The organism is Paraburkholderia sp. BL6665CI2N2 (assembly GCF_004366535.1).
Classification (GTDB): Bacteria; Pseudomonadota; Gammaproteobacteria; order Burkholderiales; family Burkholderiaceae; genus Paraburkholderia.
Genome location: NZ_SORC01000001.1, coordinates 7633694 through 7654738, shown reverse-complemented (window position 1 = coordinate 7654738; position 21045 = coordinate 7633694). Strand labels below are relative to the sequence as shown.

22 protein-coding genes and 1 tRNA gene are annotated in these 21045 nt (G+C 64.4%); 15 read left to right on the top strand and 8 right to left on the bottom strand.

All coding sequences use genetic code 11. The features are described 5' to 3' along the window. Positions 1 to 8: 8 nt before the first annotated feature. Positions 9 to 296 (top strand): hypothetical protein, encoded by a 288-nt coding sequence (locus B0G81_RS34360; RefSeq protein ID WP_106283485.1) that lies wholly within the window; start codon positions 9 to 11, stop codon positions 294 to 296. Between the two features lie 16 nt (positions 297 to 312). Here the strand turns inward: B0G81_RS34360 and B0G81_RS34355 are convergent, their stop codons facing one another. Further along, the gene (locus B0G81_RS34355; RefSeq protein ID WP_134141661.1) at positions 313 to 990 is read right to left on the bottom strand and encodes an alpha/beta hydrolase; all 678 of its coding nucleotides are present in this window, start codon (positions 988 to 990) and stop codon (positions 313 to 315) included. Between the two features lie 95 nt (positions 991 to 1085). Then, positions 1086 to 2054, bottom strand: a complete 969-nt coding sequence (locus B0G81_RS34350) for a LysR substrate-binding domain-containing protein (protein ID WP_134141656.1) — start codon at positions 2052 to 2054, stop codon at positions 1086 to 1088. Positions 2055 to 2211: 157 nt separating this feature from the next. Between B0G81_RS34350 and B0G81_RS34345 the strand changes: the two genes are divergently transcribed. From B0G81_RS34345 to B0G81_RS34305, 9 genes are all read left to right on the top strand, one after another. Continuing rightward, positions 2212 to 3279, top strand: a complete 1068-nt coding sequence (locus tag B0G81_RS34345; protein ID WP_134141654.1) for an ABC transporter substrate-binding protein — start codon at positions 2212 to 2214, stop codon at positions 3277 to 3279. Between the two features lie 93 nt (positions 3280 to 3372). Next, positions 3373 to 4452: an ABC transporter ATP-binding protein gene (locus B0G81_RS34340; protein WP_134141652.1), complete on the top strand. Its 1080-nt coding sequence runs from the start codon at positions 3373 to 3375 to the stop codon at positions 4450 to 4452. Continuing rightward, a complete protein-coding gene (locus B0G81_RS34335) occupies positions 4439 to 5311 on the top strand; it encodes an ABC transporter permease (protein ID WP_121307882.1) in 873 nt (290 codons plus the stop codon). Before B0G81_RS34340 ends, B0G81_RS34335 begins: the two co-directional genes overlap by 14 nt. Before the next feature lie 16 nt (positions 5312 to 5327). Continuing rightward, entirely contained in the window at positions 5328 to 6125 is a 798-nt protein-coding gene (locus tag B0G81_RS34330; protein WP_134141650.1) for an ABC transporter permease, read from the top strand. Next, positions 6122 to 7258 (top strand): FAD-dependent oxidoreductase, encoded by a 1137-nt coding sequence (locus B0G81_RS34325; protein WP_134141648.1) that lies wholly within the window; start codon positions 6122 to 6124, stop codon positions 7256 to 7258. Before B0G81_RS34330 ends, B0G81_RS34325 begins: the two co-directional genes overlap by 4 nt. 7 nt (positions 7259 to 7265) lie before the next feature. Then, a complete protein-coding gene (locus B0G81_RS34320) occupies positions 7266 to 7646 on the top strand; it encodes a (2Fe-2S)-binding protein (RefSeq protein WP_134141646.1) in 381 nt (126 codons plus the stop codon). Next, the gene (locus tag B0G81_RS34315; RefSeq protein ID WP_134141644.1) at positions 7636 to 9042 is read left to right on the top strand and encodes an FAD/NAD(P)-binding oxidoreductase; all 1407 of its coding nucleotides are present in this window, start codon (positions 7636 to 7638) and stop codon (positions 9040 to 9042) included. The genes B0G81_RS34320 and B0G81_RS34315 overlap by 11 nt, the downstream gene beginning before the upstream one ends. Further along, positions 9035 to 10207 (top strand): FAD-binding oxidoreductase, encoded by a 1173-nt coding sequence (locus B0G81_RS34310; RefSeq protein ID WP_134141642.1) that lies wholly within the window; start codon positions 9035 to 9037, stop codon positions 10205 to 10207. Before B0G81_RS34315 ends, B0G81_RS34310 begins: the two co-directional genes overlap by 8 nt. A gap of 76 nt (positions 10208 to 10283) precedes the next feature. Beyond that, positions 10284 to 10637, top strand: coding sequence for a RidA family protein (locus B0G81_RS34305; protein WP_134141640.1), 354 nt, complete (start codon positions 10284 to 10286; stop codon positions 10635 to 10637). 85 nt (positions 10638 to 10722) lie between these two features. Here B0G81_RS34305 and B0G81_RS34300 read toward each other — a convergent pair whose 3' ends face one another. Beyond that, positions 10723 to 11427, bottom strand: a complete 705-nt coding sequence (locus tag B0G81_RS34300; RefSeq protein ID WP_134141638.1) for an SDR family NAD(P)-dependent oxidoreductase — start codon at positions 11425 to 11427, stop codon at positions 10723 to 10725. Between the two features lie 171 nt (positions 11428 to 11598). Between B0G81_RS34300 and B0G81_RS34295 the strand changes: the two genes are divergently transcribed. Beyond that, positions 11599 to 12507, top strand: a complete 909-nt coding sequence (locus B0G81_RS34295) for a LysR family transcriptional regulator (RefSeq protein WP_134141636.1) — start codon at positions 11599 to 11601, stop codon at positions 12505 to 12507. Positions 12508 to 12531: 24 nt separating this feature from the next. Here the strand turns inward: B0G81_RS34295 and B0G81_RS34290 are convergent, their stop codons facing one another. Beyond that, on the bottom strand, positions 12532 to 13662 hold the full coding sequence (locus B0G81_RS34290) for an MBL fold metallo-hydrolase (RefSeq protein WP_134141634.1): 1131 nt from the start codon (positions 13660 to 13662) through the stop codon (positions 12532 to 12534). An 85-nt stretch (positions 13663 to 13747) separates the two neighbouring features. On the opposite strand from B0G81_RS34290, the gene B0G81_RS34285 reads away from it, so the two are divergent. After that, a complete protein-coding gene (locus tag B0G81_RS34285; RefSeq protein ID WP_134141632.1) occupies positions 13748 to 14362 on the top strand; it encodes a TetR/AcrR family transcriptional regulator in 615 nt (204 codons plus the stop codon). Positions 14363 to 14457: 95 nt separating this feature from the next. Beyond that, on the top strand, positions 14458 to 15141 hold the full coding sequence (locus tag B0G81_RS34280; RefSeq protein ID WP_134141630.1) for an ureidoglycolate lyase: 684 nt from the start codon (positions 14458 to 14460) through the stop codon (positions 15139 to 15141). A gap of 123 nt (positions 15142 to 15264) precedes the next feature. Here the strand turns inward: B0G81_RS34280 and B0G81_RS34275 are convergent. Further along, positions 15265 to 15351, bottom strand: a tRNA-Leu gene (locus B0G81_RS34275). Between the two features lie 338 nt (positions 15352 to 15689). Here B0G81_RS34275 and B0G81_RS34270 point away from each other — a divergent pair. Then, positions 15690 to 16514 carry a squalene/phytoene synthase family protein gene (locus B0G81_RS34270; protein ID WP_134141628.1) on the top strand — a complete coding sequence of 275 codons (825 nt, stop codon included), beginning with the start codon at positions 15690 to 15692 and terminating at the stop codon, positions 16512 to 16514. Between the two features lie 49 nt (positions 16515 to 16563). Here B0G81_RS34270 and B0G81_RS34265 read toward each other — a convergent pair whose 3' ends face one another. From B0G81_RS34265 to B0G81_RS34255, 3 genes are all read right to left on the bottom strand, one after another. Further along, on the bottom strand, positions 16564 to 17808 hold the full coding sequence (locus B0G81_RS34265) for a DUF1501 domain-containing protein (RefSeq protein WP_134141626.1): 1245 nt from the start codon (positions 17806 to 17808) through the stop codon (positions 16564 to 16566). A gap of 92 nt (positions 17809 to 17900) precedes the next feature. Continuing rightward, a complete protein-coding gene (locus tag B0G81_RS34260) occupies positions 17901 to 19538 on the bottom strand; it encodes a DUF1800 domain-containing protein (protein WP_134141624.1) in 1638 nt (545 codons plus the stop codon). A 181-nt stretch (positions 19539 to 19719) separates the two neighbouring features. After that, entirely contained in the window at positions 19720 to 20040 is a 321-nt protein-coding gene (locus B0G81_RS34255; protein ID WP_106283503.1) for a hypothetical protein, read from the bottom strand. Positions 20041 to 20278: 238 nt separating this feature from the next. Between B0G81_RS34255 and ompR the strand changes: the two genes are divergently transcribed. Beyond that, a complete protein-coding gene (gene ompR / locus B0G81_RS34250; RefSeq protein WP_033379433.1) occupies positions 20279 to 21004 on the top strand; it encodes a two-component system response regulator OmpR in 726 nt (241 codons plus the stop codon). The last annotated feature ends 41 nt before the right edge of the window (positions 21005 to 21045 follow it).

Here is a 21045-nt window from a genome sequence, read left to right as displayed (position 1 = left end):
AAGTTGCAGTGGACATCAACAAACAGGTCGCGGCCCTCACCGCTTCGGAACTTCAGACGGCCGGCGCGAGCCAGGCCACGGCGATTGCGGTCAGCGTGCTGCTGCGCCATCTGCGTTCGCCTGAGCTGGCGAAGCTGTTGTCGTCGGCGTTCGAAAATCATCAGGCGGTCATGCTGCAAACGCCGTGGCCCGAGCCGATGCTCCAGGCGTTCGAGTCGACCCGCCGGTTTCTCGAAGGCGCCGCGCAAGCGGACCTGCCCGGCACGCAAGCGCCTGCGCAAACGCCGGACGCCTGAGCGCGGCCGGGCTGTTTCAGGAAGACGCGAGCAGCGCGCGGAGCCAGGCGCGCAGCGCCGATATCTCTTCCGCGCATACCGAATGCGGCATCGGATACGCGCTCCAGTCCACCTTGCAGCCTCGCGCGATCGCAAAGTCGCGCGCGGCCTCTCCTAACTGGATCGGCAACACGTCGTCGTACATGCCATGCGCGGCAAAGATAGGCGTACCACGGTTCGCCGCGCTAAAACGGCTGTCGATAAAGCCCGTCGACGGCACATAACCCGACAACACGATCAAACCGGCAAGCGTCTCAGGATGCGTCAGCCCCGCCGAATAGGTCATCGCCCCGCCTTGCGAAAAACCCGCGAGAAAGATGTTCGAAGTTGGAATGCCGCGGCGGTTCTGCGCGTCGATCAATTGCCGCACGGTTGCGCAAGACGATTCGATACCCGCTTCGTCAATCTGCTCATTGATGTTCTGAAACGAGCGGATGTCATACCACGCGCGCATTACGTAGCCGTTATTCGCGGTGACGGCAATCTCCGGCGCGTTGGGAAACACGAAGCGCACGGCAGGCGCGTTGCCAAGACGCAGTTCGGGCACGAGCGGCACGAAGTCGTTGGCATCGGCGCCGAGACCGTGCATCAGGATCACGGCGAACGTGGGATTCGGCGCGCTTTCAATTTCGATGGTGGGCGGTTGCTCGGTCATGTATCGCGATTACCCGGTTTCAGAAAACGGTCAGAGGATCGGAAAGAGTACCAGCAGGATATACCGCCAGGCGAGACAAGGCGCACCGGGCATCTTCAAAGCCTGTCCCCTCCCGCGTCGGCCCGCGACCCCGCGCGCCCGCGTCCTGCCCGACTCCGCGCCGGCGCCACGACCTCGGCGAGCAGTTCCTCATGCAGTTCCCGCAAGACCTCGACAAACGCCGACGCCAGCCGCTCCCGCGGCCTGTGCGGAGGAAACAGCAGATAGGTCTGAAAGCGCGTGGCCGGCAGGAATGGGCGAATGACGATTTCCGGCCCGGCGAAGTCGCGCGCGACGATGGGATGCGCAAGCGTCACGCCCATGCCGTGGCGGACCATCTCGCAGCACATCGCCGCGTATTGCGCCTCGATCGACATGACGCGCTGCACGCCCGCGCGCTGGAACACTTCGTCCATCAAGGTGCGCGTGCCGTCGCCGTGACACAGCGAAATGAAGGGCTCGCCTTCCAGATCCTCCGGCTTGATACTGCGCTTCGCCGCCAGCCGATGCGCCGCCGGCATCACGCAAACGGCAGCCACGTCCGATAGCTGTTCGACCTCGCAATCGGATGCCTCGCTGACATACACCGCCACACCCAGATCGCAGAACTGCGAGGCCGTCCAATGATTGACCGTGCCGGACGTATTCACGTGCAGCGACACGGTGACGTCCGGAAACCGCGCGACAAAACGCTTGATGGCGTGCGGCACCAGCGTCATGCCCGCTGAAGGCATTGCCGCGATGCGCAGACGGCCGCTGCCGAGATTGCGAATCTGCGCCGCGGCATTCGCGAGGCCCTGCAAGCCGACAAACGCGCGCTCCACTTCGCGAAAAAACGCTTCGCCCTCGCTCGTGGGAATGAGCCGCACGCCGCTGCGCTGAAAGAGTTGCAGCCCCGTATCGCGCTCGAGTTGCGCGATCAGACGGCTCACGTTCGGCTGCGACGTGAAGAGCGCCTTTGCCGCGGCGGTCATTGACCCCGACACCATCACGGCGCGAAACGCCTCGATGTGCTTGAGATTCATCCGTATTCTCCCTTAGACAACACCCTTCAATCCATATCATCCATGCATGGATAGGTATTTTATTCGTATTGGACGGCATGGCTAGCCGGCGCGACACTGCATTCCAACGACGGGCAGCGAAGCCCGCGTCCCCACACCGGAACTGGAGATCGTCGTCATGAAAAGAGCGTTGCATCGCCGCCTGTCCGCCTCGTCCCACCCCGCCTTCGCGGCGCTTCTCGCCGCTTCCGCCCTCGCCGCTCCGCTCCTCGCGCAGGCCGACACCACGCTCTATGTCGCCAACGTCGGCGGCTCGAACGAGCAGCTCTACCGGCAGAAGATCATCCCGCCGTTCGAGAAGGCGCATAACGTCAAGATCGTCTACGTCGCCGGCAATTCGAGCGATACGCTTGCCAAGCTGCAGGCGCAGAAAGGTCATCAGCAGATCAACGTCGCGGTGATGGACGACGGCCCCATGTACCAGGCGATGCAGCTCAACCTGTGCGCGAAGCTCGACGACGCGCCCGTGATGAAGGACGTCTACCCGCTCGCGAAGATCGGACCGAGCGCGATCGGCGTCGGCATGGTGGCGACCGGCATAGGCTATAACGAGGAGGCCTTCAAGAAGGCCGGCCTGCCGCCGCCCGACTCGTGGAAGGCGCTCACCGACAGCCGCATCAAGGGCAAGCTCGGCGTGCCGCCGATCACCAATACCTACGGCCTGCATACGCTCGTGATGCTCGCGCGTCTTTCCGGCGGTGGCGAAAAGAACATCGACCCTGGCTTCGCCGCGATGACCAAACAGGTCGCGCCGAACGTGCTGTCCTGGGCGCCGACGCCCGGCGAGATGGACGGCCAGATGCAGTCCGGCGACGTGATCCTCGCGCCGTACGGCAGCGGCCGCGCGGTCGCCTTGCAGAACACCGGCTTCCCGCTCAAGTTCATTTACCCGAAGGAAGGCGCGGTCGCCTTGCAGGTGGCGGCGTGCGCGATTGCGGAGAACGCGCAGCCGCAGTTGTCGCAACAGTTCGTGCAATACCTGTTGAGCCCGGAAGTGCAGGCCTTGCAGGCCCAAGGCATCGGTCTGGGTCCGGTCAACAAGACCGTGAAGCTCACGCCTGAGATCGCCGCGCGCGTGCCTTACGGTCCCGAGCAGATCTCGAAGCTGACCGCGATGGACTGGACCACGATCAACCAGCACCGGACCGAATGGACCGAGCGCTGGAACCGTTCGGTCGAACGCTGAAATGCGGCACCAAACGCGGACCCAAGCGCGGCACCAGGCGCGGCACCAGCGGGTTCCTCGCGCGACGCGCGATCTGATGAAGGAGCGAGGCGCATGGCCTTCCTGACTCTGCAAGGCATCACGAAACGCTACGGCGATTTTACGGCGGTCGATCAACTCGATCTCGCGGTCGAACGCGGCGAATTGCTGTCGCTGCTCGGACCCTCGGGCTGCGGCAAGACCACCACGCTGCAAATGGTCGCGGGCTTCGTCACGCCGACCACCGGCCGCATTCTGCTCGATGGCCGCGACATCACCAGCGAACGTCCCGAGAAGCGCGGCATCGGCGTGGTGTTCCAGAGCTATGCGCTGTTTCCGCACATGACGGTGGCGGGCAACGTCGGCTTCGGGCTCGAGATGCGCAAGGTCAAACGCAAGGAACGCGACGAGCGCGTCGCCGAAGCGCTTTCCCTCGTGCGCCTGAAAGGCCTCGGCCACCGCTATCCGAAGGAACTGTCGGGTGGCCAGCGTCAGCGTGTGGCGATTGCGCGCGCCATCGCCATGCAGCCGGAACTGCTGCTGCTCGACGAACCGATGTCCAACCTCGACGCCAAGCTGCGCGAAGAGATGCACATCGAACTGCGCGCGATCCAGAAGCGCCTCGGCATCACGACGATACTCGTCACGCACGATCAGGTCGAAGCGATGACCATGAGCGACCGCATCGCGGTGATGCATCGCGGCGCGATTGCGCAACTCAGCACGCCGTATGACGCGTACGAGCGCCCCGCCACGCCGTTTGCCTCGACGTTCCTCGGCCGCACCAACGCGCTTTCGGGCGAAGTGCTGCGTCGCAATCCGCGCTGCGCGGAAGTCGCCGTCGCCGGCACGACACTGCATGTGCCGCATGAAGGCCGTCATGTCGACGGCACGGTGAACGTTTATATCCGCCCGGAAAAGGTTCATCTGGCCAATGGCGAGGCGCGCCTGCGCGGCCGCATCGCGACGCGCGTGTTCGTCGGCAATCAATGGCTGCTCGAGGTGGACACCGAACTCGGCAAGCTGCGCGTCGCGCAGCCGAACCACGGCGCGCCGCCGCCCGAGGAAGGCCACGAAGTCGGCCTCGCATGGACCGACGACGATCTGCGCGTGCTCACGCAAGACACTCCGGAGAGCACTCATGGCCACGCTTGACGACGCCCGTCCCGGCGCCGCGCCGTGGCTGCTGTCGGGGCCCGCGCTGCTGCTGTTCGTCGGCTTGTTGTTAGTGCCGCTGCTGCTCACGCTGATGCTGTCGTTCCGCGTGTTCAGCGATACGGCCGGCGTCACCGCCGCCTATACGTTCGCGAACTATTGGGAAGTGGTTAGCGATCCGTACTACGGCACGATCTTTCTGCGCACCGCCGGCCTCGCCTTCGCCGTCACGCTGCTGTCCATCGTGCTCGGCGTGCCGGAGACCATCGTGCTCGCGCGCATGAAGCGGCCGTGGCAGTCGCTGTGTCTGCTGGTCGTGCTCGGTCCGCTGCTTATCTCCGTGGTGGTGCGCACGCTCGGCTGGCAGATCCTGCTCGGCAACAACGGCGTGCTGAACAACCTGCTCCAGGCGCTGCATGTGACCGACGAACCCATCCGCCTCGTCTTCACCATGACCGGCATGATCATCGCGCTCACGCATGTGCTGGTGCCCTTCATGGTGATGTCGGTGTGGGCGACCATGCAGAAACTCGACCCGCAAGTGGAATGGGCCGGTCGCTCGCTCGGCGGCTCGCCGTTCGCGGTGTTTCGCCGCGTGGTGCTGCCGCAGATCATGCCCGGCGTGCTGTCGGGCTCGATCATCGTGTTCGCCTTGTCGGCATCGGCGTTCGCCACGCCGGCGCTGATCGGCGGCCGGCGCCTCAAGGTGGTCGCCACCGCCGCTTACGACGAGTTCCTCGGCACGCTCAACTGGCCGCTCGGCGCGAGCATCGCCGTGCTGCTGCTGATCGCCAACGTGGCGATCGTGATGGGCTGCAGCCGCCTCGCCGAGCGCCGCTTCCAGCACATCTTCGATTGAGCGAGGGAGAGCGATCATGAAACAGAACGGCATTCTCGGGCTCGTCTACAACGCATTCTTTCTGACCTTCATCCTCGCGCCGCTCGTGGTGGTGATGCTGGTGGCCTTCACGGACAAAGGCTTTATCTCGATGCCTTTCGATGGCGCGTCGCTGCGCTGGTTCCGCGCGATCATCGAGAACCGCGACATCGTCGCGGCGTTCTGGCTGTCGGTGCGGCTCGCGTTCGCGGCGGCGAGCATCGGCGTGCTGCTCGCGGTGCCCGCCGCGCTGGCGATCGCGCGCTATCGTTTCCCAGGCCGCGCCGCGCTCACCAGCTTCTTCCTCTCGCCGATGATGATTCCCGCTGTCGTGCTCGGCATCGCGTTCCTGCGCTTTCTGTCGCTGCTGCACCTGTCGGGATCGTTCTGGTCGCTGGTCTGCGCGCACGTGATCATCGTGCTGCCGTATGCGTTGCGCCTCGCGCTGTCGTCGGCCGTCGGGCTCGACCGCGATGCCGAGCGCGCCGCGCTCTCCTGCGGCGCGAGTCGCTTCACCGCGTTTCGCCGCGTGGTCCTGCCGATGATCCGCACCGGCGTGGCGGGCGGCTGGGTGCTCTCGTTCATCCAGAGTTTCGACGAACTGACCATGACCATCTTCGTCGCAACGCCCGGCACGACCACGCTGCCCGTCGCCATGTACAACCAGATCGCGCAGACGATCGATCCGCTGGTCGCTTCGGTGTCGGCGGTGCTGATCGTCGGCACGGTCCTTCTGATGATCCTGCTCGACCGCATGGTCGGACTGGATCGCATTCTGATCGGAGAAACCCGATGACATTGACTAGCACCGCCAGCCCCGACGTGCTGGTGCTCGGCGGCGGCCTCGTCGGTTCGGCCGTGGCCTACGGGCTTGCCCGCGAAGGCGCGCGCGTCACCGTGCTCGACGAGGACGACGGCGGCCTGCGTGCGTCGCGCGGCAATTTCGGCCTCGTCTGGATTCAGGGCAAGGGCTATGGCCTGTCGCCTTATGCACGCTGGTCGCGCAGTTCGGCCACGCGCTGGCCGGGACTCGCACAGGCGCTGCTGGACGAAACCGGCGTGGACGTGGCGTTGCGCCAGCCGGGCGGCTTTCACTTCTGCTTCAACGACAACGAACTCGCCGAACGCGACAAGCGCCTCTCGACGCTGCAAGCCGAACTGGGCGATTACCCGTATCAGATGCTCGATGCCGCCGAAGTCCGCGCGCGTATTCCGCACATCGGCCCGGCGGTGATCGGCGCGAGCTATTCGCCGATGGACGGTCACGTCAATCCGCTCAAGCTGCTGCGCGGCCTGCATACCGCCATGCAGGCGCGGGGCGTTCGGCTCGTGTCGGGCGAACGCGCCGAGCGCATCGAGCCGCAAGCACAGGGCTTCGTCGTGCACGGCAGACGCGGGACGTATCGCGCGTCGCGCGTGGTGCTCGCCGCGGGACTCGGCAATCGCGCGCTCGCGCCGTTCGTCGGACTCGACGCACCGGTCGCGCCCAATCGCGGGCAAGTGCTGGTGAGCGAACGCGTCGCGCGCTTTCTCGACTATCCGACGCTCAACGTGCGCCAGACCGATGAGGGCAGTGTGCAGTTCGGCGATTCCATGGAAGAAGTCGGCTTCAACGATTTCACGACCACGCACGTGCTGGCCGACATCGCCCGGCGTGGCGTGCGCGCGTTCCCGATGTTGCAGCACGTACGCCTCGTGCGCATGTGGGCCGCGTTGCGCGTCTATAGCCCCGACGGCTTTCCGATCTACGACCACTCCGCGGCGCACCCCGGCGCGTTCGTCGTGACCTGCCATAGCGGCGTGACGCTGGCGGCCGCGCATGCGCTGCGCGTCGCGCCGTGGATCATGGGCGCGCCGATGCCCGACGAATTGCCCCATTTTTCCGCGCGCCGCTTCGAGCACGCCGGTGAACTGACTCCCGCTCATTGAATCCGACATGACTACCCAATCGACTCACACGCTATTCAAGCCGCTGTCGGGCGCGCAAGGCTCGGCCGCCACGCACGTCGCCATCTGGTTCAACGGCCGGCCGCTGTCCGTGCCGGGCGGTTGCTCGGTCGCGGCAGCCTTGCTTGCGGCGGGCGTATCGCGCTTTCGCGCGACGCCCGTCTCCGGCGCAGCGCGCGCGCCCTTCTGCATGATGGGCGCGTGCTTCGACTGCCTTGTCGAGATCGACGGCATGCCGAGCCGTCAGGCCTGCATGGTCGAAGTCAAAGCCGGCATGCGCATCCGCTCGCAGGAAGGCGCGCGCGATCTGCCGCCGTTGGGCGCGACTGCCCCGGCCGACGCACCGCTGGAGAATGCCCATGAGCGCTGATTTCGCTTCCGAAGCCGTCGACGTCGTCGTGATCGGCGCCGGTCCCGCCGGCATGAGCGCGGCGACGCGCGCGGCGCGCGCCGGCCTCTCAACGGTGCTGATCGACGAACAGGACGCCGTGGGCGGCCAGATCTATCGCGCCATCGGCCGCGCCGACGCGCGCCGCAAGGAGATTCTCGGGCCGGACTACGCGGCGGGCGCCGCCATCGCCGAAGCGTTCGCCGCTTCCGGCGCGCGGCACTTGACCCGTGCGACGGTATGGCAAGTCACGCGCGAGCGCGGCGTCAATTATCTGCGGGACGGCAAGATCGGCAGCTTCGACGCGCAACGCGTGATTCTCGCCAGCGGCGCGCTGGAGCGGCCCTTTCCGATTCCCGGCTGGACGCTGCCCGGCGTGCTGACAGCGGGCGCGGCGCAGATCCTGTTGAAGAGCGCGGGCGAAGTACCCGCCGCGCCGCCGGTGCTCGCGGGCTGCGGGCCGCTGCTGTATCTGCTCGGCTGGCAATACGTGCGCGCCGGCGTGCCGATCCGCGCGCTGGTCGACACCACGCGCCATGAAGACCGCTGGCGCGCGAAGCGTCATGCGTTGGCGGCGCTGCGCGCGTGGCCGTTCCTGAGCAAAGGCTTGCAATTGATTCGCACGCTGCGCGAAGCGAACGTGCCGATCTTCGAGGCCGCCGACAATCTGCTTGTGGAAGCGCGCATCGGTACGGATCATGTCGAGCGTGCCGCCGCGCTGCACTTCACGACGCAAGGCACCGCGCATCGTATCGAAGCCGATGTGATCCTGCTGCATCAGGGCGTCGTGCCGAACACGCAATTCACGCAGGCGCTGCGCGCCACGCACCGCTGGGACGACGCACAACTCTGTTTCACCCCGAAAGTGGATGCGTGGGGTGAACTGGACGTGCCCGGCATCTTCGTCGCGGGCGATGGCGCGGGCATCGGCGGCGCGCAGGCGGCGGCTTTGCAGGGCGCGCTCGCGGGTCTCGCGGCGGCCGCGCAGCTCGGCGCGCTTACGGCCGAGGTACGCGATGCCGAAGCCGTCGCACATCGCCGCGCGCTCGCCGGCGTCATGCGCATCCGGCCGTTTCTCGACAGCCTGTATCGTCCGCGCGACATCAACCGCATTCCGCGCGACGAGACCATCGTCTGCCGGTGCGAGGAAGTCACCGCGGGCGAGTTGCGCAAGTTCGTCGAACTCGGCTGCGTCGGACCGAATCAGGCGAAGTCGTTCGGACGCTGCGGCATGGGTCCGTGTCAGGGACGCATGTGCGGTCTCACGGTGACCGAAGTGATCGCCGATGCGCGCCGCGTCTCGCCCGCCGAAGTCGGCTACTACCGCATCCGTTCACCGATCAAGCCGCTCACGCTTGGAGAACTCGCCGGTGAGTGACACGACCGACATCCAGGAAGCCGATGTGCTCGTTGTCGGTGGCGGCCTGCACGGCACGAGCAGCGCGTTCCATCTGGCGCGGCGCGGTGCGAAGGTAATCGTGCTCGAAGCCGACTATGTGGCGCGTCATGCGTCGGGCGTGAACGCGGGCGGCGTGCGCACGCTGGGCCGCCCGTTGCCCGAGATTCCGCTCGCGCTGATGTCGCGGGAAATCTGGCACGGCATGAGCGATCTGCTCGGCGAGAACGGCGGCTTCGTGGCATCCGGCCAGTTGAAGATCGCCGAAACGGATGACGAACTCGACGCGTGCCGCCAGCGCGTGGCGCTGCTCGAATCGCATGGATTCACGCACGAGAAAGTGATCGATCGCGACACCGTGCTCGAACTCGAACCGGCGCTCGCGCGGCATGTCACGGGAGGCATCTGGGTCGAGCGCGACGGTTACGCACTGCCTTATCGAACCACCACGGCATTCCGGCTCGCCGCGCAGCGGCTCGGCGCACGTTTTCTGGAAGGCACGCCGGTGCGGCGCATCGAGCAGCGCGGCACAAGATGGTTCGCCGTCACACCGCACAGCACGTTCAGCGCGAACCAGTTGCTCGTCACCGCGGGCGCATGGTCCGGCGAATTGGCGAAGCAGGTCGGCGAGAGCGTGCCGGTGCATCCCGAAGGTTTGATGCTGATGGTCACGCAACGTGTGGCGCCCTTCTGCCGCGCGACGCTCGGCGCAACAGGCCGGCCGTTGTCCTTCAAGCAGTTCGACAACGGCACGGTGGTGATCGGCGGCAAACTGATCGGCATTGCCGATCTGGCGAATCGTCATGGCGAAGTCGATTTTGCCCGCCTCGTGCGTAGCGCGCGAACCGTGACCGACCTGTTTCCTCACCTGCGCGATCTCGGCGTGAACCGCGCGTGGGCCGGTGTCGAAGCTTTTACCGAAGATGAACTGCCGGTCATTTCCGCGAGCCGCCAGGCGGCAAATCTGTATTACTCGTTCGGCTACTGCGGCAGCGGCTTTCAGCTTGGGCCGGGTTGCGGTCAACTCGTGTCCGAACTGATGCTGGACGGCAAACCCTCGCTTTCGCTCGATGCGTTTGCCATCGATCGTTTTGGCCGCACAGCGGCGGCTTCCCGCCCTGGCGCTTCGCATCTCGTTACGCGCTAACCGATTTTTTCCGTCGCGCCCTTCAGTCGATGCGCGCGGCGGCTTCGTTCGCCTTTGTTCAAATGGAGAGATTGTCATGACCGATATCGTTCGTATCGACACCAACCAGCGTATGAGCCGCGTCGTCAAAGCAGGTGGCCTCGTGTTCGTCGGCGGCCAGACTTCCGCCGATCACACCCCGGACGTCCAACTCCAGACCGCGAAGGTGCTGGAAAAAATCGACGGCTATCTGGAGAAGGCGGGCATCGACAAGACGCGCCTCGTTTCCGCACAAGTCTGGCTCGCGGACATTGGCCGCGATTTCGCGGGCATGAACGAAGTGTGGGATGCGTGGGTGCCGCAAGGTCACGCACCGGCGCGCGCGACGGTGCAAGCAAAGCTTGCCGCGCCCGAGCTGCTGGTGGAGATCGCGGTCGTGGCGCTGGGTTGAGTAACGCAGTTAGCGCAACCGCGCCGTGCTGATCACGGCGTGCCGATGCCTCGCCGCCCAATCCATCAGGTTGGCGAGCGGCCCGTCACCAGGGCACGGCGCGTCCGAGATAGTCGAGGTAATGCAAACCGGCGCGCCCTTCGTAAGCCTCGATGGTATTGACGAGATTCGGAATGCTTTCCTCGATGGTCAAGCGCGCCGTAGGGCCACCCATGTCTGTCTGCACCCATCCGGGCGCCATGAGCAGAAGGCTGCGCGGATAACTCGCGCTACGCGCCGCGAAGGTACGCATGAACATGTTCAACGCGGCCTTGCTCCCTCGGTAGACTTCATAGTTTGCGTTGGTGGCATTGGTGATACTGCCCTGCCCCGACGACATGACACCGATCGTTCCAGTCGGCGGGACAAGGTCCTGAAACGCATGGATGACCCTCATCGGACTCAGCGAGTTCGTGACCATCACGCGCACAAATTCCTCGGTCGAGACGTCTGCTAGCGTTTCACGATCGTCGTTCTTCACACCGGCGTTCACGAAAAGCACATCGACACGCCGACCTTCAAGCCGGGCGCGCAGCGCTGCGACCTGCCCGGGAATCGTGATATCCATAGTCTCCACTCCGAGCGCGCCAGCGCTAGCGTTGGCAAGATGCTGAAGCCTTTCTGTAGAGGCAGCTCGCCCGGTAGCGATGACTCGGTAGCCGCGCTTCAAAAACTCCTCGGCCATCGCCAGGCCAAGGCCGCGCGAGGCGCCGATAAGGAGAACGGTTTTCTGCGAAGGTGTGTCTTGCATTGGCATCCTCGATAAACAAAGCTGCTCTCGAACCTGAGTAACGAGAGCGATCCTTTCGGCTCGATCACGCAAACCAATGTAGCGGTTCATCCGGCATGGCGGAAGCCGCACTGAATGCACTTAATATATGCATCGGACGCCCTACCTCACCTTGCTTACCACGATCAAGCGATGCCAGAACCGGACCTCAATCTACTCTTCGCGCTCGATGCGTTGCTGACCGAGAAAAACGTCACACGTGCCGCTCGATCGCTGCATCTCAGCGCATCCGCGATGAGCCGCACGCTGACCCGCCTTCGCGCCGCGACCGGCGATCCATTGCTGGTCCGGGCGGGGCGCGATATGGTGCTGACTCCGCATGCCGAAGCGATTCGTGAGCACACACAAAACATTGTTCTCGAGGCGCGTTCGTTGCTTTGTCCGTCGTCGACGGCAGCAGATTTTTCAACGCTGCGCAGAACCCTGAGGATTCGTGCCAATGAAGCTTTCGTGGAAGCCTTCGGCGCAGCATTGATTGCTGAAGTGACCGCGGTTGCGCCGCTCGTGCGTTTGCACTTTTCCTCCAAATCGGAAAAGAGCGCGGAGTTTCTGCGAAATGGTTCGGCCGATCTCGAGATCGGCGTGCTGGAGGAGATGGGACCTGAAATACGCGTGCGGGCGCTGTTTCGAGACCGCTACGTGGGTGTGGTCAGAAAGGGGCATCCCCTTGAGATGAAACAGGACGTGACTACCGAACAATACGCAGCATTTGGCCACGTGGTCGCGCCGCACGGTCGCCAGATAATCGAGTCTCTCGACGCAGCGATTGCCTCGCTGGGATTGGAACGAGCAACCATGGCGGTCGTGCCGAGTTTTCCGGCCGCATTGGCAGTGGCGCGAGCATCCGATCTGGTCGCGCTCCTGCCTGCATCTTTGGTGAACGCCCAGCAGAGCGAATCCGTCCACTCTTTTGAGCTTCCCGTAACGACGGATCGCTTTACGATTTCCCAGATGTGGCATCCCCGTTTAGAGAATGATCCGGTTCATCGCTGGTTTCGGCAATTGGTTCTCGACGTGTGTCGTCGGCAGGTGCCGTTCTGAACGCAAGCGGAAGCTCGCAAGAGCTCATGAAGACTCCGTGTCTCCGGCATTGCGCGCGGCACACAGTCGCCACGCGGACTTTGGCACAGCGACGGTCTCGCCGACGTGGCGCCACCAGCGTTCGCCGCGATGCGGCGCGCTCAGATCCAGCCGTTCGCCCATGCGTGGCGTCGACAACGAGACACCGCGCGCAAGGGCCAGTGCCATCACCCTTTCGAACGGCTCCTGCCAGCGGTGCATGGCGAGGTCGAAGGTGCCGTTGTGAATCGGCACGAGCCAGCGGCCGCGCAGATCGATGTGCGTCTGCACCGTTTCTTCGGGCTGCATGTGAACGTACGGCCATTGCGCATCGTAGGCGCCCGTTTCGACCAGCGTGACGTCGAACGGCCCAAGGCGCTCGCCGATCGTCCTGAAACCATCGAAGTAGCCGGTATCGCCGCTGAAGAACACGCGCAGATCATCGTCGACGATCACCCACGACGCCCACAACGTACTGTTGCCGTCGAACAGGCTGCGGCCGGAAAAGTGCTGCGCGGGCGCAGCGGTGAATTGCACACCGTCGACCTCGGTGCCCTGCCACCAATCGAACTGCCGCACCTTCGACGCGTCGATGCCCCATTCGATCAGCCGGTCGCCGACGCCGAGCGGGGTCAGAAACACGCCGGTGGTCTCGGCGAGCGCGAGCACGGTTTCGCGATCCAGGTGATCGTAGTGATCATGCGACAGGATCACGCCGCGCAACGGCGGCAAATCGGCGAGCGCGATCGGCGGCGCATGGAAGCGCTTCGGGCCGAGATGCCGGAACGGCGAGGCACGTTCGGCGAACACCGGATCGGTCAGCCAGAACTGGCCGCGCAGCTTCAGCAGCATCGTCGAATGGCCGAGCCGGTAGAGGCTGCGGTCGGGCGCCGCATCGAGCTGCGCGCGCGTCAGCGCGTCGACGGGCAATGCCTCGGCCGGCACGGTGCCGCTCGGCTTGTTGAGCAACACGTTCCACACAATGCCGAGCGTCTTGCGCAGGCCTTCAGTGGGACGCGGCTTGACGTTGCGAAAGCGTTCGCCGTCGTGCTGCGGCGAGGTGCTGGACAACGCGCGGCCGCGACGCGCGGCGGTAAAGCCGAGCACGCGGCTCACAAGAGCGGGAAGCGACGTCATGAGATAGGCCGTCCAAAGAAAAATGTACACTCGGCAGTGTAGTTTGTTTTCGAGAAAAGTAAACTACCCGGTGTAAAATCTCTCGATGGATCCAAGTACCACTCACCAACGCCTGACTGACCGCAAGCGTGTCGCCATCGTCGGCGCCGCGATCGAGGAATTCCTCGCGGCCGGCTACGACGCGACCAGCATGGACCGTATCGCCGCCCGCGCGAACGTCTCGAAACGTACGGTCTACAACCATTTCCCCAGCAAGGAAGCGCTTTTTGCGGCGATTCTCCATCGGCTATGGGACGCGAGCCAGAGTGGCGATGCGCCCGCCTACCGCGCCGACCAGCCCTTGCGCGCGCAGTTGCTCGATCTGTTGGGCCGCAAGCTGCGGCTGCTGACCGACGAGTCCTTTCTGTCCCTGGCACGTGTGGCGATCGCCGCCGGCATTCATTCACCCGAGCGGGCGCGAGACATGGTCGCCCGACTCGGCGAACGCGAGGAAGACCTGACCGTGTGGATCCGCGCTGCCGCCGCCGACGGCCGTCTCAAGTCCGACGATCCGCTCTTCGCGGCGCTGCAGATGCAGGCGCTGGTGAAGGCTTTCGCCTTCTGGCCGCAGGTGACGATGGGCCAGGCGCCGCTCGGCGAACTGGAGCAACAGCGGGTCGCGGAATCGGCCGCTGACATGTTCCTCGCACGCTATGCATGAGCGGACCGCCGGGCCGCTTGCATGGGCATAAAGCCCGGCAAGCGCCTTGTACGAGCGTCTACAATCGAGATTTTCGCCCCTTCCAAACTGTGCCGATGTCCCAAAAGATCGACTACCTCAACCCCGCCCTTCCAGCCGGGCTCCGGCGCGTATCGATGCCCGTGGTCGACGCCACGCCGGCAACGCTCGATGGATTTGGCCGACTCGTAGCGAACCCGAGCGAGTGTCCGATCGAGATCGTGCAGTGGCCGTCGATGGGCTCGCGCCCCATCGACCCCGGAACCGGCGATGAGGCCGGCACCACCGAAGGCACGTTCGTAAGCGAATGGCGCGGCGACATCCTCTACGGCCGCAACGAGGCTGTGGGCGGCCACTACGTTCTTGCCTACGCAACCGAGCCTGAAGCCGCGCGCGACGACAGCGCGCACACACCGGAGCGCATGTTGCTGTGGCACGCGAACTACCATCCGGATGGCGGCCAACTGTTCTTTCCGCTGGACCATCGCCCGTTCTACGTTCCCCTGGCATTACCCGGCGACGACATCGCGCCGGAGAAATTCGTGTGCTTCCGCTTCGACGGCAAGCAAGGGCTCTACATTCACCCGAACATCTGGCATGAAGGGGTGTTCACGCTTGAAGGGACGCAGCGGTTCTTCGATAAGCAGGGCGCGGTCCACGCACGGGTCTCTGTCGACTTTACCCGCGAGTTCGGTTGCCTGCTCGAGGCGCCGATCGTGCATGACGCCCTACTGTCCGGGCAGAGCGGCGACCACCTGTAGCGGTGGGAAGAACGGGGTGATGGCGCAGCGCTTGCGGAAAGCGGAGGTGTTGTCGCGGCGCATGTGGGCGCGCCGCGGATGTAGAAAAGGCCACGTTCCTTTACGGAACGTGGCCTTATTTCCTGGTGCGTGAGGCCGGACTCGAACCGGCACACCATTTCTGGCGTCAGGACCTAAACCTGGTGCGTCTACCAATTTCGCCACTCACGCGAATTTTTACTGCAGGCAGGACCACTGCGGTCTCGCAAGCGATACAACTCGCCGCAATTCCAGCAACAGCCTTTTATTCTACGCGGGTTCCAACGACTTCAACCCCGCCACCGCCCGCGCAGGCGGGCATGACACACTGCGCCTGCCTGTTGTTCCGCGTGCTGTCAGCCGCGTCGAAAACACGCGCCCGAAAGCGTAAGCGCGAGATTCTAACCGATTGATTCGCGCTTGTCTGCATTTGCCCGGCATCTGTCCGGACGGCGCCGATGCTACAATTTTTGGCTTGACGCACGCACAGCGTGCGCCCTCTTCGCCCGCCCTTCCCTAAAACCAATCCCGTGAATTTCGACGAATATTGCCAGCAGAAAGCGGCGCCGCCCGGATCGAGTACTTACTATGCACTTCGGCAGGCGCCCGCAGCGAGCCAGCCGCTATTGACCGCGCTGTTCGCGCTGCGCCGCGAGTTCGAGGAAACGGTCAAGGAGACCAGCGATCCGGCCATCGGCCGCACCAAACTCGCGTGGTGGCAGAACGAGCTCGCCGCGCTGGCGTCGGGCTCGCCGTCGCATCCGGTGTCCAAGGCGCTGGCCGCCTACCTGCCCGACGTGAAGGCCGACTACCCGATGCTGCAGGCCTTGCTCGCCGGCTTCGAGATGGATCTCGACCAGGCGCGCTACCTCGACTATCCGAATCTGCGGCGCTATGTGCAAGGCGTTGGCGGCACGTTCGCGTCGCTCGTCGCGCGCGTCACGGCGAAAGATGCCGCGCAGGCGTCGAACTGGTCCGCGGCGCTCGGCGAGGCGCTGCTGCTCGCGCAGTTCGTGGTCGAAACGGGCAATGACGCGCGCCACGGCCGCATCTACATTCCCATCGACGAAATGCAGCGCTTCAATGTGACCGCCGCGGATCTGATCAATCGAAAATATAGCGACGCGTTCACCGAGTTGATGCGCTTCGAGACCAAGCGCGCTCGCGACGCGTTGCAGACCGCGCTCGGCGCCGTGCCCGCCGGCGAGCGCCGCTCGCAGCGCACGCTCGTCGCGCAGGCGGCCTTGGCGTTGGCCTTGCTGGATGAAATCGAACGCGACGGCTATCACGTTCTGCATCAGCGCATCGCGCTGACGCCGATTCGCAAGCTTTGGATCGCGTGGCGCGCGAAGTGAACTGAGCTACTGGCGCGTCGGCTTCACGCGAGGCGCGTTCAGCACGTCGTCATGCGCGTAACAACGGCAGCGGTTCGAACCGCTGCTGCAGGATCGTCGACGCGTCGAGTCCCCACCAAGGCCCGAGCACGGTGGCGTAAAGCTGCCGGAAATCGACGCCGACCGGCAAGTTGCCATTGCCGTCGAGCCGCGCGAGCACCGGCGGCACGCCGTATAGGCCGCCGCGCACGCGTCCGCCCACGACGAAATGCGGCGCCACGGTGCCGTGATCGGTGCCGTTGCTCTGATTCTCACGCGGACGCCGGCCGAACTCGGCATAGGTCATCACCAGCGTATCGTCCCAACGGCCAAGCTCGACAAGCGCCGACTTCATCGACATCAATCCTTCCGCGAGCTGCTTGAGCAGCGCCGCCTGTTGACCTGGCTGGTTCTGGTGCGTGTCGAAACCGTTCAGCGTGAGACGGATCACCGCCACGCCTTGGCCTCGCTGCGGCGATTCCTGCTGCGCATTGCGCGACGCAACGTCTTTTGGAACTTCGCCGGCTGCCAGCACCTGCATCGCCGTTCTGATCGAACTGCCGAACGCGCCGCCGGGAAACACGGTCTTCATCGGCGTCTGCCCTTGCGCGGGGCGCAGCCGGTCGGCGGCTTTCACGATATCGTTTTCGACGTCGAGAATATGCGCCAGCTCGGGATTGCGCTCGTGCAGCGATACCGACGTGGCAAGCCGCGAAGCCTTCACGAACTGCGCCGGATTGACCAGCGCGATAGCGCGCGCGCCGTTCGCGAGCGGCCCCATCTCGGCGCTGCCGATCACCACGCCGTCGGCGGCAAAACCGGCGGGCACCGGCGTTTGGGCAAATGCGCGCGTTAGCCACCCCTCGCGCAGATACTGGTCGGAACGCGACGCGGTGTCCCAGATTTCGATCGAGCGGAAGTGTGACAGGTTCGGTTGCGCATAGCTCACGCCCTGCACGATCGCCAGTTGCTGGTCACGCCATAGCGGCATCAACGCTTGCAAGGACGGATGCAGCGCGGTGCGTTCGTCGAGTTGAATGACCTGTTCGCGTTTGACGCCGATGTTCTTGCGCAACTGATAATACGTGGGATCGGCAAAGGGAATCACCGTATTCAAACCGTCGTTGCCGCCCTTCAGTTCGACGAGAATCAACAGGTTGTCGTAGCCGCGTGCCGAAGACGCGCCCGGCGCCGCCATCTGCGCGCCGAATGCGCGCGGCAGCCAGAGGGTCGCGCTCGCGGCCGCGCTCATCGAAAGAAAGCTGCGTCGTTTCATCCTGCACCTCGTTCGATTGCCGCGGCGCGAGTCGTAGCGCCGTCGACGGACACGTTCTTGTTAGCTGCCTTGCGCGTGCTTATTTCAGCGGCTCACTTCAATTGATACGCCGGGTCCATCAGCAACGCCTCCAGATACGCACTCGCCGTCGAACCGGTTTCGATCGCATCGACCGGCGTGAGCGGCAGGACCGCATGCTGCAACTGCAACTCGGTCGACAACCCCGGCCTGGCCGTCGGCACGGTGCTGTAGTGCGCGAGCCATGTCCCGATGTCGAAGCGTACGCCACCTTTGCCGCTTTGAGCGGCGCGCGCCATCGCCCGCTGCAGCGTGGGAGCCGGCTGCATGTCGGGCATGGTGCCGCTCGCGGCGATCCTTGTGGCCGTGGGATTGGTCATACGCCGCGGACCGGTGGCCTCGGTCGCGCGGAACAGTTGCTCGACGAATTGCTTGCGGGCAAGCAGCGTGGAACTGTTGATCCATGTCGTGCCGCCCGGCCATCCTTTGACGTTCGGCGGATAGAACAGGTTCTCGCCGAGCGTGCGGATTTGCGAGGCGAACGGCGCCGTGTTGTCGTAGCCGATGTCGAACGCGCGCAGCGTGCCGACCACGAACTCCGCCGGCGACTTCACGAGGACGCCGCGATCGCCGTCGTTCCAGAACGCCTCGCTCAGGAACACTCCGCGCAGCGCGACCTTGATATCGTAGTGGCTCGCGCGAAACCGCGCCGCGATCGGTTCGACGCGCGACGGGTCCGGCGTGTCCGAGACAAATTCGCGCCACAGTTTGGCGGTCACGAAGGTGGCCGTTTCCGGCCGCGCGAGCAGGATATCGAGCACTTGATCGCCGTCGAATGGCCCTGTCTCGCCGAGCACAGTCTTCTCCCCGTCGTCGTGCTGGTTGGCGCGCCACACGTAGGCCTGCGTGTCCGGATCGAGACTCCAGCCCGTATAGGCGCGCGCGGCCTCCGACACGTCACGCTGCGTGTAGTGTCCTTCGCCGAGCGTGAACAGCTCCATCACTTCACGGGCGAAATTTTCGTTGGGCTTACCCTTGCGATTGCTTGCGCCGTCGAGGTATTGCAGCATCGCCGGATCCTTCGCGACGTCGTGCAATAACTCGCCGAAGTTGCCGAGCGCGTTGCGCCGCAACAGCATGTTCTGCTGCGCCATCTGCTGCGGATACGGCACCTTGTCCTGACCCGAGGTGGAGTGGTTATGCCAGAACAGCGTCATGCGCTCGGTGAGCGGCGACGGCGTGATCAACATCTCGCGCACCCACCATGAGCGTAATAATTCGTAACGCTGCGCGCGCAGTCGCTGCTCTTCGCGACGTTGATCGTCGGTCCACGCTTTCTTCGTCTCGCGAGTCGGAACCGGTTCGAGCACCCAGTCGGGTAGCGGCGTGACCGCCTCGGTCCGCGCGCTCGCGAGTACTTTATCGACGGCCTGCGCTCGCGTGAGTCCAACGTATTGCGCGAGTTCGGCGCTGTCCGGCGCGAAGCCGACACGTGTCAGGAAGAAGCGCGCATCGTCGGGATCGAGGATGCTTTGTTCATGCTGCGAAGCGGCCTGCTCGTCGGCGCTCGGCAGAGCGTGCCTGATGTGTAGAACACGAGTCGCGCCAGGCTGCACCGCGGCCGCCGGGCCGCTTAGTGCCACCACCGCCAGGGCAATCGCCGACGCTGCAAACTTGCGGCCACAACTACCACGCGCGTGCAATTTCATCATCGGTCATCGAGGTTGCCGCGATGTCATGGAGAGGCGTTGCGCGTGCACTGCATACATCGCGCGCTTTGTTCTGACGACTCAGCGGCAGATTGAACGGGGAAAGTGGACAGGGAAAGTGCAACGAATTCTTTCACGCAGGGAAGAAACGTGAACCGCGTGCCGAGGGCTGGCACGATAATAGCTACCGTTTGTAGAGTTCGCGGACAGCATCTTCGATGTGCTGCCGTAACAGGCGCCGTTCGTCGGGCGTCATATGACCGTCGCGACGACGTTGATCGAGATCGGGGGGAACTGCGGTGCGCAACATGACGTCTGATGCGGGATGGTCGGTGCTCGGGTCGTGGCGGTTGGCCTTGCCCTGCCTGGGCGCGCGCTGGCTCATGGCTCTGTCGGCGGAAGGCTGGGCATGGGCGAGCGTTGGTCCTAGTGAGCCTGCCAGCGTACCGGCTACCGCCAGTGCAATCACGCTTAGGCGCACATTCGGCCAAACCCCTCCCTTCATGTTGTTCCCTTCGTGGCGCGGCAACCGGCTACCTCAAATGCGTATACAAACCCCGGTAACGAGCCGGGTGCGAGAGTTTTAGTCGTGTGAAGTATCCACCGAACAGCCGCATTCAGTAAAGGAGTCTACCTGCCCCCGCTTTACGTCGTGCCACAGTGCGGGTAAATTTTGTAACTGACTGTAACCCGTTAAATGATGCAAACGCGCACCCCTTTCTAATCGCGCTAAGATGCCGACCATGGAAACCAAAAACCCTTCGAAAATCCTCGTCGTCGACGACGATCCACGCCTGCGCGATCTGCTGCGCCGCTACCTCGGCGAACAGGGCTTCAACGTCTATGTCGCCGAGAACGCGCCGTCCATGAACAAGCTCTGGGTGCGTGAGCGCTTCGATCTGCTGGTGCTCGATCTGATGCTGCCGGGCGAAGACGGTCTGTCGATCTGCCGCCGCCTGCGTGGCAGCAACGACCGTACGCCGATCATCATGCTGACGGCCAAGGGTGAAGACGTCGACCGGATCGTCGGCCTGGAAATGGGCGCGGACGACTATCTGCCCAAGCCGTTCAACCCGCGCGAGCTGGTCGCGCGCATCCACGCGGTGCTGCGCCGCCAGTCGCCGTCGGAGTTGCCGGGCGCGCCGTCCGAAACCACCGAGGTGTTCGAGTTCGGCGAGTTCGCGCTGAATCTCGCCACCCGCACGCTCACCAAGGCCGGCCAGGAAATTCCGCTGACCACGGGCGAGTTCTCGGTGCTCAAGGTGTTCGCGCGTCATCCGCGCCAGCCGCTGTCGCGTGAAAAGCTCATGGAGCTCGCACGCGGCCGTGAGTACGAAGTGTTCGACCGCAGTCTGGACGTGCAGATTTCGCGTCTGCGCAAGCTGATCGAACCCGATCCGGGCAGCCCGCGTTTCATCCAGACCGTCTGGGGTCTGGGCTACGTGTTCATCCCCGACGGTGCAGCCTGAGTTTGTTCTCACCTCCAGTTTTTGATTTCAGATAAGAAGGG

Bases quoted from the DNA above. Each gene is read 5' to 3' on its own strand.
- B0G81_RS34300 (WP_134141638.1), bottom strand. From the start codon at position 11,427: ATGCAAGACACACCTTCGCAGAAAACCGTTCTCCTTATCGGCGCCTCG.
- B0G81_RS34290 (WP_134141634.1), bottom strand. From the start codon at position 13,662: ATGACGTCGCTTCCCGCTCTTGTGAGCCGCGTGCTCGGCTTTACCGCC.
- B0G81_RS34340 (WP_134141652.1), top strand. From the start codon at position 3,373: ATGGCCTTCCTGACTCTGCAAGGCATCACGAAACGCTACGGCGATTTT.
- B0G81_RS34355 (WP_134141661.1), bottom strand. From the start codon at position 990: ATGACCGAGCAACCGCCCACCATCGAAATTGAAAGCGCGCCGAATCCC.
- B0G81_RS34255 (WP_106283503.1), bottom strand. From the start codon at position 20,040: ATGAAGGGAGGGGTTTGGCCGAATGTGCGCCTAAGCGTGATTGCACTG.
- B0G81_RS34305 (WP_134141640.1), top strand. From the start codon at position 10,284: ATGACCGATATCGTTCGTATCGACACCAACCAGCGTATGAGCCGCGTC.
- B0G81_RS34295 (WP_134141636.1), top strand. From the start codon at position 11,599: ATGCCAGAACCGGACCTCAATCTACTCTTCGCGCTCGATGCGTTGCTG.
- B0G81_RS34325 (WP_134141648.1), top strand. From the start codon at position 6,122: ATGACATTGACTAGCACCGCCAGCCCCGACGTGCTGGTGCTCGGCGGC.
- B0G81_RS34350 (WP_134141656.1), bottom strand. From the start codon at position 2,054: ATGAATCTCAAGCACATCGAGGCGTTTCGCGCCGTGATGGTGTCGGGG.
- B0G81_RS34260 (WP_134141624.1), bottom strand. From the start codon at position 19,538: ATGATGAAATTGCACGCGCGTGGTAGTTGTGGCCGCAAGTTTGCAGCG.
- B0G81_RS34285 (WP_134141632.1), top strand. From the start codon at position 13,748: ATGGATCCAAGTACCACTCACCAACGCCTGACTGACCGCAAGCGTGTC.
- B0G81_RS34280 (WP_134141630.1), top strand. From the start codon at position 14,458: ATGTCCCAAAAGATCGACTACCTCAACCCCGCCCTTCCAGCCGGGCTC.
- ompR (WP_033379433.1), top strand. From the start codon at position 20,279: ATGGAAACCAAAAACCCTTCGAAAATCCTCGTCGTCGACGACGATCCA.
- B0G81_RS34335 (WP_121307882.1), top strand. From the start codon at position 4,439: ATGGCCACGCTTGACGACGCCCGTCCCGGCGCCGCGCCGTGGCTGCTG.
- B0G81_RS34345 (WP_134141654.1), top strand. From the start codon at position 2,212: ATGAAAAGAGCGTTGCATCGCCGCCTGTCCGCCTCGTCCCACCCCGCC.
- B0G81_RS34265 (WP_134141626.1), bottom strand. From the start codon at position 17,808: ATGAAACGACGCAGCTTTCTTTCGATGAGCGCGGCCGCGAGCGCGACC.
- B0G81_RS34330 (WP_134141650.1), top strand. From the start codon at position 5,328: ATGAAACAGAACGGCATTCTCGGGCTCGTCTACAACGCATTCTTTCTG.
- B0G81_RS34315 (WP_134141644.1), top strand. From the start codon at position 7,636: ATGAGCGCTGATTTCGCTTCCGAAGCCGTCGACGTCGTCGTGATCGGC.
- B0G81_RS34320 (WP_134141646.1), top strand. From the start codon at position 7,266: ATGACTACCCAATCGACTCACACGCTATTCAAGCCGCTGTCGGGCGCG.